This window comes from Micromonospora sp. CNZ322 (assembly GCF_007827755.1).
In genome coordinates, this window is the sequence record NZ_VITD01000016.1 from 1 (window position 1) to 14,035 (window position 14,035).

Sequence of the window (14,035 nt, forward strand, 5' to 3'; positions counted from 1 at the left end):
AGCCATGCTCAGCCTCGGCGGCCACCGACCCCAACTACCCCACCGATGACCACCACCGACCCACACATCCAACACAAGACCCATAAATATGCCTCTGAGTCATAACGCTCTCCGGCGCATCCGCCGCCGGTCGTCGCACAACCCGCTCGTGCAGTCGCCGGATCAACCAGACCAGCCGCTCAGCAGTTGCGCTCCGGTGGTCACGGGCAGGGCGGCAGTGGCGGCAGCCGGTCCGGGCGCAGCAGCGAGTACGCGTGCTGCTGTGCGGGGTCCGAGTTGTTGTCCGGGTCCACCAGCAGCGCCTCGCCCAAGACGACCGCGTGGGCGTGATCGGCTGTCAGCCGCACGTACGACCCGGTTCGCAGGTCGACCACGTACCAACCCAGGTGGTACTGGAAGATCACCAGGTCGCCGACAGCGCTGGGCGTGGCCACCTTGTGGAAGGGGTCGACGGTCGGGGGTCTGGTGCCCGGTGGCAACGAGGTAGCGGCAGCCGGAGCCGGCGGAGGGGTCACGCGGAACACGCGGACCGGTGCCGCCCAGTCCGGTCGCCAGACGGTCAGGGTGCGCTCGTCGCGGGACACCCAGGCCGTGGTCTGGCCGTCGGTGGTCACGTCGACGGTGGTGCCCGGTCCCAGGCTCGGCTGCGGCGCGGACCCAGCCTCACCGTCCGGACCGACCGCGTTCAGGTGGCCCGTGGCCCGATCGAACCAGAGCAGGTCGGCGCCGTGGAACCCGACACCGGCCACCGGGCCGGCGGCCACCGTGCGGACCGTCCCGGCAGCCAGGTCGTGCAGGGTCAGCTCGTTCCGGTCCTCGCCGAGGACCTTGGTGACGGCGAGCTTCCCGTCGCGCAACGGGGGCCGGTGGAGGAAGTCCGCGGTGCCCAGTAGCTGCCGTGGTGCGGCCCCCGACTCCGCGTCCCAGGCGAAGAGTTCGGAGCCGCCGCCGCCGTGGGGTGCCGCTCGCATGAGGCTGCTGCGCGCGTACACCAGCCAGCGCCCGTCGAAGACGCCCCACAGTGGGAAGGTGAACATGTCTGGCATGGTGGCCACCTCCCTCCGTCGGCCGTCCTCCTCCTGCCAGACCAGCGTCATCGAGCCGCCGCGCTGCACAGTGGCGAACGCGGAGCGGCCGTCCGGCGCCGGGGTGAGCGCCGCCCACTTTTCCCCGGGATCCTGCGGCAGGCGACTGTCACGGATCGCGTCCTGCCAGCTCGGTGGCATGGCGACCGGGCAGAAGTCGGCGAGCGGTGGGGCGGTCACCCGTGTCGCGGGCGGTGCCTCGGCCGTGGCGGGCGGCGACGATGCGGCCGGTGGATCATTCGGGGTGCACGCCGCGAGCAGCGCCGCCGCGAGGGCAGCAACGAGGGCGACGGCTCGAGAACCGATCCTGGCTCGGGGCAAGGGCTTCATGGCCGCAGACGCTAGATCGCGCTGGCGCTGCCCGATGCCCTGCCGGCGGGATCGTCGTCCGGCTGTTACCACCGCCGACCCGGCGCTGCTGGTGGCCGACACGGTGACCTACCCGGTGCAGGTCAACGGCAAGGTCAGTGGACCTGTCGCCCCGGCGGAGGACAGGCGGTCACCGCTACGACACTGCGATGGGTGTACAGCCAGTTGTACCAGCGGCGTATTCCGTCGGGCACGCCTGAGGCACGCAGCCGGAGCATGGCCGGCTCGCCCCGCTCGGCGCCGGCGTCGATGCCCCGCCAGGTGCCCGCGATCTGATCGAGCATCACGTCCACCAGCTCACCCCGGTCCAGTGCCGGCGACGCCGCCTCGTAGGCGTCGCAGAGAACCCGACATCGTCGGCCCAGTTCGGCGGGATCGGCATCCTCTCCCAACGCCGCCCAGTGCCAGCCGGCGAACGCCACGTCCTCGATCCGCCGGCCCGGCGCGGCCAGGTCCCAGTCGAGGAAGGCAACCGGGAGCGGCCCGGCGGGGAAGTCCCGGTACACCGTGTTCTTCGGGGACAGGTCGCGGTGGCACACGGTCTCGGCGTCGCCGGACAGGTCGGTGTCCGCGCACGCGTCGTGCAGCCGCCGGATCAGCTGGCCCAGTCGCGCCAGCGCCGGGTCGGCGAAGAATTCGGGGTCCTCCCGGTCCCGCCACGGCACGCGCCCCGGGACGTAGCTGAGCATCTGCCGACCGTGGGCGTCGACGCCCAGGTGGCGGGGCGCGAGGTCCGCGCCCACCCCGGCCAGGTGGCGCAGCAGCGCGCCGACGAAGTCCAGGTTGGCGGGCGGGGTACGTCGTACCGTGTCGCCGACCCGGACCACGGCGGCGATGAATCCGCCGGTGAGTGGCTCCTCGGCAGAGCTGTCGGTCGGCTCGGGCACGGTCATACTGGCATGCGACGGCGCTGGCGTTCGGCGCGCCACCACTGGTGGATGAGCACCAGGCTGGCGATCAGGCCGAGGCTGGCCGGGGCGGCGGCGTACCAGTTGACGTGGCCCGGGGAGCTGACCGCCGCGCCGATCGCCGCGTAGCCGAAGGCGGTCGGCGCGGACGCGATCACGCTGCCGGCCAGGAACGGCAGCACTCGGGCGCCGGTCGTGCCGTAGCCGTAGCTGACCAGGCCGAAGCCGGCGATCGGCAGCAGCCGGACGGTGACCACACCGAGCACGCTCTGCCGGGCGAACCAGCCGTCGAGGCGGGCCAGGCGACCGCGGACCCGTTCGGCTACGAACTCCCGGCCGAGCAACCGGCCGACAGTGAACCCGATCGCCGCCGCCACCAGCGCGGCGCCCAGGGCGTACGCGGCGCCCTCCAGCGGGCCGAAGATCGCACCTGCGGCGAGCGTGATGAAGGTCCGGGGCACCAGCGCAACCAGCAGTAGCGCACCACCGAGGATCGCCGCCGCCGGGGCGAGGTCGCCCAGCCGGTCGGCGACCTGCGGCAGCTGCGCCGGATCCGGCCGCGGCACCAGCAGCAGCAGTAACCCGCACCCGCCGATCAGCAGCACGAGCAGGGCGAACCGGGCGGCCGACGGCTGCCGGAGCAGCCGCCGGACGGCACGGATCATGCCCGGGCGGCGGCCACCGCGGAGCGGCGCTCGTTGCGGAGCCGGTCCGACCAGGTGTCGTCCAACGGCGGGAGCTGGTGTGCCCCGGTGGCCCAGCGCAGCAGCAGGTCGGCCAGGGCCGGGTTGCGAGCCAGCGCCGGCCCGTGCGAGTAGGTGCCCAGCAGCTTGCCGCGCCACGCGCCCTCGGTGGCCCCGTCGTTGCCCACCCCGGCGGTGACCCGGGCCAGCGGGGAGACCTCTGGACCGAGGTGGGTGCGGCCGCCGTGGTTCTCGAAACCGGTCAGCGGGGGCAGGCCCAGGCGGGGGTCGATCTCACCGGCCAGCTCGCCCACGGCCCGGCTCTCGCCCCGGTCAGACCGCAGGTCGAGCAGCTCCAGCCCGCGGCACTGCACACCCTTGGCGAAGAACGAGGTGCCGAGCAGCTGGTAGCCGGCGCAGACGCCGAACACCACCGAGCCCTGCGCGACGGCGCGGTGCAGGCCGCCGTCGGCCAGCAGCCGCTGGGCGCCGAGTGCCTGCGGGCCGTCCTCGCCGCCACCGACCAGGTAGATGTCGGCGGTCGCGGGCAGCCGCTCGTCGGAGCGGACCTCCAGCACCTCGACCGGCATCCCACGCTGACGGGCCCGACGGGCGAGGATCAGGGCGTTGCCCCGGTCTCCGTAGGTGGAGAGCAGGTCGGGGTAGATCCAGACGATGCGCAGACTCTCAGATGACACGGTCCAACTCCGCTCGGATGTCCTGGAACGCGGTGTAGTTCGCGATGACCTCCAGCCGCCCGGGCGGGACCGACCGGAGTGCGTCGTCGAACGTGCGGACGTGCTGGAACGGCACGTCGTTGACGTCCAGTCGAACCGCCAGGTCGTATGCCCGGTCGCCGGTGATCAACACCTGCCGGCCGCGCAGCGGGGCGAAGTCGACGTCGTAGAGCCAGGAGGTGTCCAGACCGTCGGGGTCGCGCGCGTTGATGGAGAGCAGCGTCGGCGCGTCGTCGGCCATATCGAACGCCTCCAGCCAACTGGCCGGGTTCTTGGCCAGCAGCAGCCGGATGTTGCGCCCGTCCTTGTCGACCTGGGCGTAGCGACCGGCCACCGAGGTGACGATGCCAAGGCGGGACACCGCGTCGACCGGGCGGACGCCGAACTCGGCGGCCACCGCCAGCGCGGTCGCCGCGTTGCCGAGGTTGACCTTGCCGGGCAGTTGGAGGGAGACCTTGTGCCAGGCGCCGGTGGGGTCGAGCACGCCCTCGTCCTCCACGACCCAGTGCGGCTCCGGTCGGCGCAGCGGGCAGCCGGTGCACCACCACTGCTCGCCGGAGCGCTGGATGGTGGAGCCGCACTCCGGGCAGACCCAGGAGTCGTCGTGCCAGCGTTGGCCGGCACTGAACCACGTCACGTGCGGCGGGTTGATGCCCCGGGCGGGGTCGCCCGGCGGGGTGGCGGCCCACACGACCAGCGGGTCGTCGGCGTTGGCCACCACCCGTACGTCGGTGTGCCGGACCAGCGCCGCGCGCCAGAGCTGCGCCATCATGGCGACCTCCTTGGCGCGGTCGAGCTGGTCGCGGGAGAGGTTGAGCAGCGCGACCACGTGCGGCTCGGTCGCCTCCAGCACCTGCGCCAGGTAGTGCTCGTCGACCTCCAGCACCGCGTACGGGGTGCTGCCGGCCTTGGCCAGCGCCGAGGTGTGCCCGCTGGGCATGTTGGCGCCGAACGAGTTGGTGGCGACCCGGCCGAGCACGCCGACCGCGGCGGAGGTCAATCGGGTGGTGGTGGTCTTGCCGTTGGTGCCGGAGACGAGCGCGATCGCGCGCCCGGCCGACAGGTGGGCCAGCAGGTCCGGGTCGATCTTCAGGCCGATCCACCCGCCGATCACTGAACCGTCGCCACGGCCGGCCGCCCGGGAGAGCGCCGCGGCGGTCCGTGACACGGAGCTGGCCACCTTGGCCCGTAGGGGCATTTTCGCGTCCGTCACGCGAGCGAGGTTACCGGACCGCCGGCCCCACCAGATCGCCGCCGACGGTGAACCGTTCGGCCGTGGTGGCTGCGCTGGCGGCCGGGTCGGCGTCCCCCGGACGGAGTCGATCTATGTCGGAAAGCGGACCACGCCGAGGAGCGGCCGGAGCCCTCCACTCCGCTCCACCCCTTGTGACGTGCGGTTTTGTCGTCAGGTCAGGCGCGCCACGCGGGCGAATCTGGTTGCGGGTGGAGGGAAGTGGAGTAGAGTGGGGACCAATGGTGAGGCCGGGAGGGCTCACCGGCCCGGGGGGTCAGCGGCGCCGCGAACGCCGCTCAAGGGCGAGGGGGTTGGGCCGATGTTCCTCGGCACCCACACTCCGCGCCTGGACGAAAAGGGCCGGTTGATCCTTCCGGCCAAGTTCCGGGATGAGCTGGCGGGGGGTGTCGTGGTCACTAAAGGGCAGGAGCGCTGCCTCTACGTCTTCCCGACCCCTGAGTTCCAGCGGATCGCGGAGCAGTTGCGCGCACAGCCGATGACCCACAAGGCGGCCCGGGCCTACAGCCGGGTCTTCTTTGCCAGCGCGCACGACGAGGTTCCGGACAAGCAGGGCCGGGTGACCATCCCGGCTCATCTGCGGGCCTATGCCGCGCTGGACCGCGAGTTGGTGGTGATCGGCGCGAGCACGCGGGTGGAGATCTGGGACAAGGTCGCCTGGGAGACCTACCTCGCCGAGAGCGAAGACGACTTCGCCGACATCGAGGAGGGGGTGCTGCCCGGCGGTCTGTAGGGCGGTAACGGCGCCCGACGTACTGCGAGATCTCCAGCCGCTTTCGAGTTCCTGGCATCACTTCCCCGGTGCCAGGCGCACGATCCAGTCATTGGGCGACGGTCCGGTGTCAGGCGGGAGCGGATGGGGATCTGGCGGTACGACGGCAGCGCCGTCCGACGACAGGCGCACGAGAAGAACGGACGTTTCAACCAGTGGGGGTCATCATGGGGGAGTTGCGCGGCACGCACGTGCCGGTGCTGCTCGAGCGGTGTCTCGAGCTGCTGGCCCCCGCGCTGGGTCGAGGCGGCCGGACGGTCTACGTCGACGCGACGCTCGGTCTGGCCGGGCATGCGGAGGCGGTGCTGGAGGCGCATCCGGAGACGGTCCTGATCGGGCTCGACCGGGACACCGAGGCGCTCGCCCACGCGCGGGTCCGGCTGGCCCGGTTCGCCGATCGGGTGCACCTGGAGCACGCCGTCTACGACGAGTTGCCGGACGTACTGGACCGGCTGGGCTATCCGGCCATCGACGGCATCCTGTTCGACCTGGGTGTCTCGTCGTTGCAGTTGGACGCGCCCGACCGAGGGTTCGCGTACGCCCAGGACGCACCGTTGGACATGCGGATGGACCAGACCCGGGGGGTGACCGCCGAAGAGGTGGTCAACACGTACGCGCATCCGGACCTGGCCCGGGTGCTGCGGGTCTACGGCGAGGAGAAGTTCGCCGGCCGGATCGCCTCGGCGATCATCCGGCAGCGGGAGCGGGCCCGGATCACCTCGTCCGCGCTGCTGGCGGAGCTGGTTCGGGACTCCATTCCGGCACCAGCCCGACGAACGGGTGGGCACCCGGCAAAGAGAACGTTTCAGGCTTTACGGATCGAGGTAAACAGAGAGCTGGCAGCGCTGGAGACAGCGTTGCCATCCGCACTCGACGCACTGACCGTGGGCGGTCGCATGGTGGTCCTGTCCTACCACTCGCTGGAGGACAGGCTCACCAAGGCGGCCCTCACGGACCGGGTCCGCAGTAAGGGCCCGATTGACCTCCCGGTCGAGCTTCCCGGGTCCGGTCCGACGTTCCGGCTGCTCAGCCGGGGCGCCGAGCTGCCGGGGGAGGCGGAGGTCGCCGCGAACCCGCGGGCCGCCTCGGTGCGGCTGCGGGCCGCGGAGCGACTCGACCCGAACGCGACAGAGCAGGGGCGGACCGACCGCGAACGGTCTCGCCGACGGGTGAAGGGAATGCACCAACCGGGCACGGGGTCCGCCTGATCCGTGGGGGGTCAGGGGCACCGGGACGGCTAGAGGGACGGACGTTAGGGGGAGGGACATGAGCATTGACAAGCGCGACCGCCGGGACGTCACCGGCGGCGGGCAGCGCGCACCGCGGTCGGGGGGCCGGACCGCGGCGGAGCGGGCTCCGCGCCTCGGAAACGGTACGCCACGCATCGATCGAACGAATCGGCAGGGGGAGACTCGCGCCCGGGGGGCGCGCGAGTTCCCGACTCAGGGCACCGCCGCGCTTCGACCGGTCGAGAAGGCCGCCAGCGCCACCAGCGCCCGGCCGCCGCGGCTGCGGGTGGCGCCGCCGCCGCCGATCTCGGTGCCGCGTGCGCCGTTCGCGGCGCTGATCGTGGTGCTGGTGGTCGGCGGGGTGCTGGGCATCCTGGCGGTCAACACCAAGATCAATGAGAACGCGTTCCGGCTGGAGCGGTTGCAGCAGCAGCAGGCTCGACTGGACCTGGAGAAGCAGCAGCTGGACAAGCAGATCGCCGACGCCGAGGCGCCGGGCAACCTGACCGCCGAGGCGCGGCGGCTGGGCCTGGTCGACGCCGGCGAGCCGGGCTACATCCGGCTGCCGGACGGCAAGACCCTCGAGGTGCCGCAGCCGGCGAACGGCCAGCCGTCGGTGACCAGCCAGGGTGCGGGAGGCTGACCGGTGCCACCAAGGTCGGACGAGCCGCGCCGGGACCCTACGGGGTCCCGGCGCGGTTCTGCACGTGATGCCGGGCCCGCCGACGGCGAGCCGCGCACCGGCGAGCCGGGCATCGGGGGCATCTCCGGCGCCCGGGCGTACACCCCGAGGGGTCGGACCGTCCGGGAGGAGCGCGGTACGCCGGCGCGCGGTCAGGGCGCCGAACAGCGGCGTACGCCGCGCAGCACCCGGTCCGGTGACCCGTTCCGGCCGGCGTTGCAGGTGCTCGACGGCGGTCGGGCCGCCGCCCGGTCCGGCCGGCGCGACGCTCCGGCGGCTGGCCGCGGTGGGGTGGTGCGCACCGTCGCGCCGCGTACCCCCCGTGGCCCGGGTGGGGACGAGCCGCCGCCGCGTCGCCGGACGACGCCACGCGCGCCGCGGCGCACCGACCGACCGGCGGCCCGGCGGCCGTCGCGCAAGCCACGACGCCCGCCGAAGCTGGCCGACTCGCGGCTGCGGCTGCGGCTGGGCACCGTGCTCGCCCTGACGCTCTTCGCCACCATCGGGATCCGGCTGATCTACCTCCAGGCGGTCGACGCTCCGGCGTACGCAGGGGGCGGCATCGCTGACCGACTCCGCACGGTCGAGCTGCCGGCGCCGCGGGGCGCGATCTACGACAGCACCGGCGCGCCGCTGGCCCGTAGTGTCGAGGCGCGGTACGTGTACGCCGACCCGACCGAGGTGAAGGACTCGGCCGCCGTCGCCAAGGCGCTCTCCCCGCTGCTCGGCATCCCGGTGTCGAAGCTGATGGAGTTGATGAAGCCGCGCAAGCTGGAGAACGGCAAGTCGTCCACGTTCGCCTACCTGGCCCGGGGCGTGGAGATCCCGACCGCCAAGCGGGTGCAGGCGCTGGAGTTGCCCGGCATCGGGGTGCACCGCGACGAGCGCCGCGAGGTGCCCGGCGGAGACCTGGCGGCCAACCTGATCGGTTTCACGAGCCAGGACATGGACGGGTTGGAAGGGCTGGAGGCCCGCTACGACGACGTGCTCGCCGGTCAGGACGGCAAGCGGGTGTACGAGGCCGGCCTCGGCGACCTCGCCGCGCCGATTCCGGGCGGCTACAGCCGGACCACTCCCGCCAAGCCGGGCAGCTCGCTAGGTCTCACCCTCAACCGCGACCTGCAGTTCCGGACGCAGCAGATCCTCAGCGCGGGCATGGCCCAGTCGCCGGGTGGCACCGGCGCGGCCGTGATCATCGAGATTCCCTCCGGCGCGGTGCTGGCCCAGGCCAGCAACCCCACCTACGACGCGGCGAAGCCGGTGCCCAGCGACCCGGTCGCCCGGGAGGATGCCGCGACCAGCTTCGTGGTCGACCCCGGCTCGGTGCACAAGGCCATCACCTACGGCGCGGCCCTGCAGGAGGGCGTGATCACGCCGGACACCACGTTGCCGATCGCCAACAGCATCAAGATGGGCGACACCTGGTTCTCCGACACGCACCCGGCCGACGGCAGGCGGATGAGCGTGCCGGGGATGCTCGCCTACTCGTCGAACGTCGGCACCATCACCATCGCCGAGCGACTCGGCCCGGACCGGCTGATCGACTACCAGAAGCGGTTCGGGCTGGGTAAGCCCACCGGCGAGGGGATGCCCGGGGAGGCCAGCGGGCGACTGCTGCCGGCCGACGAGTGGAGCGGGTCGTCGCACGGGTCGGTGCCGATCGGGCACAGCGTCGACGCCACCCCGTTGCAGATGGCCGCCGCGTACGCCGCCATCGCCAACAACGGCACGTACGTGCAGCCGCACCTGGTCAAGGAGGTCATCGGCCCGGACGGGAAGCGCACCCCCGCGCCGGCCCCGGCGACCCGATCGGTGCTCAGCCCGCAGAACGCCGCGGCCCTCCGCACCATGCTGGAGGCGGTCACCACCGTCGACCACGCCACCGGCCTGACCGCCGCGGTCCCCGGTTACCGGGTCGCCGGCAAGACCGGCACCGGGTGGCGGCTGGTGAACGGCAAGAAGCAGCCCGGTGAGGTGTCCTCGTTCATCGGGATGGCTCCCGCCGAAAATCCCCGATACGTGATCGCCGTCTTCGTTTACGCGCCCAACGGTGGGGGCGCGGCGATCGCCAATCCGGCGTTCCGCGACATGATGCAGTTCACTCTGCGTCACTACCGGGTGCCGCCGTCCACCGGCGGATCCGCGCCCAAGTTCGTGGTCTATCCGCGCTGAGCAGCGATGGCGGGACATCATCGGTGAGTGCCGACGAACCACCGGGGCGGCTGTGCGGCCGGAACCGGACGACCGGGTAGGGTCTGACGCCGTGCCCGGCAATCCACGTCCACGTACCGTGATCGGAGTCCGGCTCGGTGATCTCGCCGTCCGGCTCGCCGTCGACCTTCCGGCGGACGCCGCCGCGGTGGTCGTCTCCGGGGTCACCCACGCCAGCCAGGAGGTTCGCCCCGGCGACCTGTACGCGGCGCTGCCCGGTGCCCGTCGGCACGGCGCGGAGTTCGCCGCCGGCGCCGTCGAGGCGGGTGCCGTGGCGCTGCTGACCGACCCGGCCGGCGCGGAGTTGGCGGCGGGGACCGGCCTGCCCACCCTGGTGGTGCCCGATCCGCGCGCCGTGCTCGGCGAGCTGGCCTCGGCCGTGTACGGCGACCCCACAGCCGGTCTCACAGTGATCGGGGTGACCGGCACCGCGGGCAAGACCTCCACCGCATACCTGATCGAGTCGGGGCTGCGGGCCGCCGGGCACACCACCGGGCTCGTCGGGACGGTGGAGACCCGGCTCGGTGATCTGGTGATCGACAGTGTGCGCACCACCCCCGAGGCGACCGACCTGCACGCCATGTTGGCCACCGCCCGCGAGCGGGGGGTCACCGCCGTGGTCATGGAGGTCTCCAGCCACGCGCTGGCCATGGGCCGGGTGGGCGGTGTGCGGTTCGCCGTCGGCGGTTACACCAACTTCGGCTCCGACCACCTGGACTTCCACGCCGACAGCGACGACTACTTCGCTGCGAAGGCCCAGCTCTTCGACGGGCGCTGCACGGTCGAGGTGCTCAACCACGACGACCCGGCGTTGAAGCCGCTGCTCAAGCCGACCACTGTCACCTACTCGGCGGCCGGTGACCAGGGCGCGACCTGGTGGGCCGACGGTGTGGGCGGCGAGGGGTACGCCCAGCGGTTCACCGCGCACGGCCCGAACGGCGTGGCAGTGTCCGCCGGTGTCGCCCTGCCCGGCCGGCACAACGTGGCCAACGCGCTGCTGGCCATCGCCACCTTGGTCGGCGCCGGGGTGGACCCGGTGACCGCTGCGGCCGGTGTGGCCGCCTGCGGTGGCGTCCCGGGCCGGCTGGAGCTGGTCGACGTGGCCGCGCCGGTGCGCGGGGTGGTCGACTACGCGCACAAGTCGGACGCGATAGTGGCCGCGCTGACCGCGCTGCGCGAGTTGAGCGCCGGCCGACTGATCTGTGTGATCGGCGCCGGTGGAGACCGGGACCGGGGCAAGCGGCCGGTGATGGGCGCCGCCGCGGCGGAGGGAGCCGACGTGGTGCTGGTGACCGACGACAACCCGCGCACCGAGGACCCGGGGGAGATTCGCGCCGAGGTGCTGGCCGGGGCGTACCGGGCCGGCACTGCCGCCCGGATCATCGAGGTGGCGGGCCGCCGCGCCGCGATCGACGAGGCGGTGCGGCTGGCCGAGCCGGGCGACGTGATCGCGCTGCTCGGCAAGGGCCACGAACGCGGCCAGGAGGTGGCGGGCCAGGTGCTTCCGTTCGACGACAGCATCGAGTTGGCCGAGGCGCTGCGGGCCCGCTTCGGGGACCTGGCGGGTCAGCGGTGATCGCGCTGAGCCTGGCCGAGGTGGCCGCGGCGGTCGACGGGCGGCTGGTGGCCGCCGAACCGGCCGCCACCGTGACCGGATCGGTGGAGTTCGACTCGCGCAAGGTGGGGCCAGGTTCGCTCTTCGTGGCCTTCCCGGGGGAGAAGGTCGACGGGCACGACTACGCGGCGACGGCGATCCAGGCCGGCGCGGTGGCGGTGCTCGGCAGCCGAGAGGTGCCCGGGGTGCCGATGGTGCTGGTCGAGGACGCCCTGACCGCGATGGGCCGACTGGCCCGCGCGGCGGTGGACCGACTGACCGGGCTGACCGTGATCGGCGTGACCGGCTCGTCCGGCAAGACCACCACGAAGGATCTGATCGGTCAGCTCACCGCCCGGCTCGGGGCCACTGTGGCGCCACCCGGCTCGTTCAACAACGAGCTGGGGCACCCGTACACCGCCCTCCAGGCTGACCCGGACACCCGCTACCTGGTGATGGAGAAGGGCGCGCGTGGGGTCGGGCACGTGCGGTACCTGTGCGAGCTGGTGCCGCCCCGGATCTCCGTTGTGCTCAACGTCGGCACCTCGCACATCGGCGAGTTCGGCTCGCAGGACGCCATCGCCCTGGCCAAGGGCGAGCTGGTGGAGGCGCTGCCGCCGGACGGGCTGGCCGTGCTGAACGCCGACGACCCCCGGGTGGACGCGATGGCGAGCCGCACGCATGCCCGGGTGGTCCGCTACGGCGAGGCGCCCGACGCCGACGTGCGCGCCGAGGACGTCACGCTCGACGAGCGGGGTCACCCGTCGTACACCCTGGTCACCCCGGAGGGGCGCGAGCCGGTGCGGCTCCGGCTGGCCGGCCGCCACCAGGTCGGGAACACGCTGGCGGCGGCGGCGGTCGCCCGGGAGCTGGGCATGCCGCTGGCCGAGCTGGCCACGGCCCTCGGCGAGCTGGGGCTGGTCTCGACCCGACGGATGGACGTCTTCGACCGCCCCGACGGGGTGACCGTGATCGACGACTCGTACAACGCCAACCCGGCCTCGATGGCGGTAGCGGTGCGGGCGCTGGCGAGCATGGGCCAGGGGCGGCGTACCGTCGCGGTGCTTGGTTACATGGCCGAGCTGGGCCCGTTCGAGTACGACGGCCACGCCGAGGTCGGCCAACTGGCGGCCGAGCTGGGTGTCGACCGGCTGCTCGTGGTGGGTGAGCCGGCCGCGCCGATCCACGAAGGCGCGACAGCGGTAGCAAACTGGGGAGGAGAGTCGGTGCTGCTCACCGATCAGGCGGCGGCCGTCGAGGTGTTGCGGAGCGAGCTACGACCGGGTGACGTCGTCCTGGTCAAGGGCTCCCGGTACCGGACCTGGGAGGTGGCCGACGCCCTGCGCGCCGACGCCGGTGGGGAGTCGACCCGATGAGGGCGGTCATCGTCGCCATCGGGGTGGCCTTCCTCGTCTCGCTCTTCTGCACCCCGATCGCGATCAAGGTGTTCACCCGGCTCAAGGCCGGTCAGCCGATCCGGTCCGACGGCCCCGCCATGCACCAGGGCAAGAAGGGCACGCCCACGATGGGTGGCGTGGTCTTCATCCTGGCCACTGTGATCGCGTACGTGGCCGGGCACCTCGCCCTGACCACCCTGCCGGACCAGCAGATCGCCCAGGTGGAGCCGACGATCACGGCGCTGGTGCTGCTGGGGCTGATGGTGTTCTCCGGCGCTGTGGGTTTCCTCGACGACTTCCTCAAGGTGCGCAAGCGCAACAGCGCCGGGCTGAACAAGCGCGGCAAGTTGCTCGGCCAGATCCTGGTCGGTGCGGTCTTCGGGGTGATCGCGCTGTGGTTCCCGAGCACGATGACCAACGGCTCGGGGCTGGCGACCAACACCGAGACGGTGGGCAGCACCACGCTGAGCTTCATCCGGGACATCGACTTCCTGGAGGTCAGCAAGGTCGGCGCGGTGATCATCTTTATCTTCGTGGTGATGGCCGCGACGAACGGCGTCAACCTCACCGACGGCCTGGACGGTCTGGCCACCGGCGCGTCGGTGATGGTGCTCGCCGCGTACGCGCTGATCGCGTTCTGGCAGTACCGGCACTGGTGTGCCGACCCGAACTACACCCAGCCGTACTGCTACGAGGTCCGCGACCCGTTGGAGATCGCGCTGATCGCCGGGGCGGCGGCGGGGGCCTGTGTGGGCTTCCTCTGGTGGAACACCTCCCCGGCGCGGATCTTCATGGGCGACACCGGGGCGCTGGGGCTGGGCGGTCTGATCGCCGGCATGGCGATGTCCACCCGCACCATCCTGCTGCTGCCGATCATCGGCGGGCTCTTCGTGATCATCACGATGTCCGTGGTGATCCAGATCATCTCCTTCAAGACCACCGGTAAACGGGTGTTCCGAATGTCTCCGCTCCAGCACCACTTCGAGCTGGCCGGCTGGAGCGAGGTCAACATCGTGGTGCGCTTCTGGATCATCGCCGGCATCGGCGTGGCCATCGCCCTGGGCCTGTTCTACAGCGAGTTCCTCGCCAACATGACCTGATCCGCGGGGCCGACAC

At 72.3% G+C, this 14,035-nt stretch carries 11 protein-coding genes and 1 pseudogene; 7 read left to right on the top strand and 5 right to left on the bottom strand.

The window, feature by feature from the left end:
• Positions 1–200: 200 nt before the first annotated feature.
• From FB453_RS28275 to FB453_RS28295, 5 genes are all read right to left on the bottom strand, one after another.
• Positions 201–1,415, bottom strand: a complete 1,215-nt coding sequence (locus FB453_RS28275; RefSeq protein WP_145795150.1) for a hypothetical protein — start codon at positions 1,413–1,415, stop codon at positions 201–203.
• Between the two features lie 134 nt (positions 1,416–1,549).
• Positions 1,550–2,347 (bottom strand): aminoglycoside phosphotransferase family protein, encoded by a 798-nt coding sequence (locus tag FB453_RS28280; protein WP_145795153.1) that lies wholly within the window; start codon positions 2,345–2,347, stop codon positions 1,550–1,552.
• Positions 2,344–3,027: a VTT domain-containing protein gene (locus tag FB453_RS28285; RefSeq protein ID WP_145795155.1), complete on the bottom strand. Its 684-nt coding sequence runs from the start codon at positions 3,025–3,027 to the stop codon at positions 2,344–2,346. The genes FB453_RS28280 and FB453_RS28285 overlap by 4 nt, the downstream gene beginning before the upstream one ends.
• Positions 3,024–3,743, bottom strand: a complete 720-nt coding sequence (locus FB453_RS28290; RefSeq protein ID WP_091407683.1) for a type 1 glutamine amidotransferase — start codon at positions 3,741–3,743, stop codon at positions 3,024–3,026. The genes FB453_RS28285 and FB453_RS28290 overlap by 4 nt, the downstream gene beginning before the upstream one ends.
• Positions 3,733–4,980: a MurT ligase domain-containing protein gene (locus tag FB453_RS28295; RefSeq protein ID WP_091407686.1), complete on the bottom strand. Its 1,248-nt coding sequence runs from the start codon at positions 4,978–4,980 to the stop codon at positions 3,733–3,735. The genes FB453_RS28290 and FB453_RS28295 overlap by 11 nt, the downstream gene beginning before the upstream one ends.
• Positions 4,981–5,335: 355 nt before the next feature.
• On the opposite strand from FB453_RS28295, the gene mraZ reads away from it, so the two are divergent.
• From mraZ to mraY, 7 genes and pseudogenes are all read left to right on the top strand, one after another.
• Positions 5,336–5,767, top strand: coding sequence for a division/cell wall cluster transcriptional repressor MraZ (gene mraZ, locus FB453_RS28300; protein WP_030488958.1), 432 nt, complete (start codon positions 5,336–5,338; stop codon positions 5,765–5,767).
• 206 nt (positions 5,768–5,973) lie between these two features.
• A pseudogene (gene rsmH, locus FB453_RS28305) lies at positions 5,974–7,011 on the top strand (16S rRNA (cytosine(1402)-N(4))-methyltransferase RsmH); the annotation flags it as partial.
• 61 nt (positions 7,012–7,072) lie between these two features.
• Positions 7,073–7,678: a cell division protein FtsL gene (gene ftsL, locus FB453_RS28310; RefSeq protein WP_112605082.1), complete on the top strand. Its 606-nt coding sequence runs from the start codon at positions 7,073–7,075 to the stop codon at positions 7,676–7,678.
• 3 nt (positions 7,679–7,681) lie between these two features.
• A complete protein-coding gene (locus tag FB453_RS28315) occupies positions 7,682–9,889 on the top strand; it encodes a penicillin-binding transpeptidase domain-containing protein (protein WP_145795158.1) in 2,208 nt (735 codons plus the stop codon).
• A gap of 52 nt (positions 9,890–9,941) precedes the next feature.
• Entirely contained in the window at positions 9,942–11,504 is a 1,563-nt protein-coding gene (locus FB453_RS28320) for a UDP-N-acetylmuramoyl-L-alanyl-D-glutamate--2,6-diaminopimelate ligase (RefSeq protein WP_145795160.1), read from the top strand.
• Positions 11,501–12,898, top strand: coding sequence for a UDP-N-acetylmuramoyl-tripeptide--D-alanyl-D-alanine ligase (locus FB453_RS28325; protein WP_145795162.1), 1,398 nt, complete (start codon positions 11,501–11,503; stop codon positions 12,896–12,898). The genes FB453_RS28320 and FB453_RS28325 overlap by 4 nt, the downstream gene beginning before the upstream one ends.
• Entirely contained in the window at positions 12,895–14,019 is a 1,125-nt protein-coding gene (gene mraY, locus FB453_RS28330; RefSeq protein WP_030334519.1) for a phospho-N-acetylmuramoyl-pentapeptide-transferase, read from the top strand. The genes FB453_RS28325 and mraY overlap by 4 nt, the downstream gene beginning before the upstream one ends.
• The last annotated feature ends 16 nt before the right edge of the window (positions 14,020–14,035 follow it).

Excerpts from the sequence above, each read along its gene's own strand:
- FB453_RS28295 (WP_091407686.1), bottom strand. The coding sequence starts at position 4,980 with ATGCCCCTACGGGCCAAGGTGGCCAGCTCCGTGTCACGGACCGCCGCG.
- FB453_RS28280 (WP_145795153.1), bottom strand. The coding sequence starts at position 2,347 with ATGACCGTGCCCGAGCCGACCGACAGCTCTGCCGAGGAGCCACTCACC.
- mraZ (WP_030488958.1), top strand. The coding sequence starts at position 5,336 with ATGTTCCTCGGCACCCACACTCCGCGCCTGGACGAAAAGGGCCGGTTG.
- FB453_RS28275 (WP_145795150.1), bottom strand. The coding sequence starts at position 1,415 with ATGAAGCCCTTGCCCCGAGCCAGGATCGGTTCTCGAGCCGTCGCCCTC.
- ftsL (WP_112605082.1), top strand. The coding sequence starts at position 7,073 with ATGAGCATTGACAAGCGCGACCGCCGGGACGTCACCGGCGGCGGGCAG.
- mraY (WP_030334519.1), top strand. The coding sequence starts at position 12,895 with ATGAGGGCGGTCATCGTCGCCATCGGGGTGGCCTTCCTCGTCTCGCTC.
- FB453_RS28285 (WP_145795155.1), bottom strand. The coding sequence starts at position 3,027 with ATGATCCGTGCCGTCCGGCGGCTGCTCCGGCAGCCGTCGGCCGCCCGG.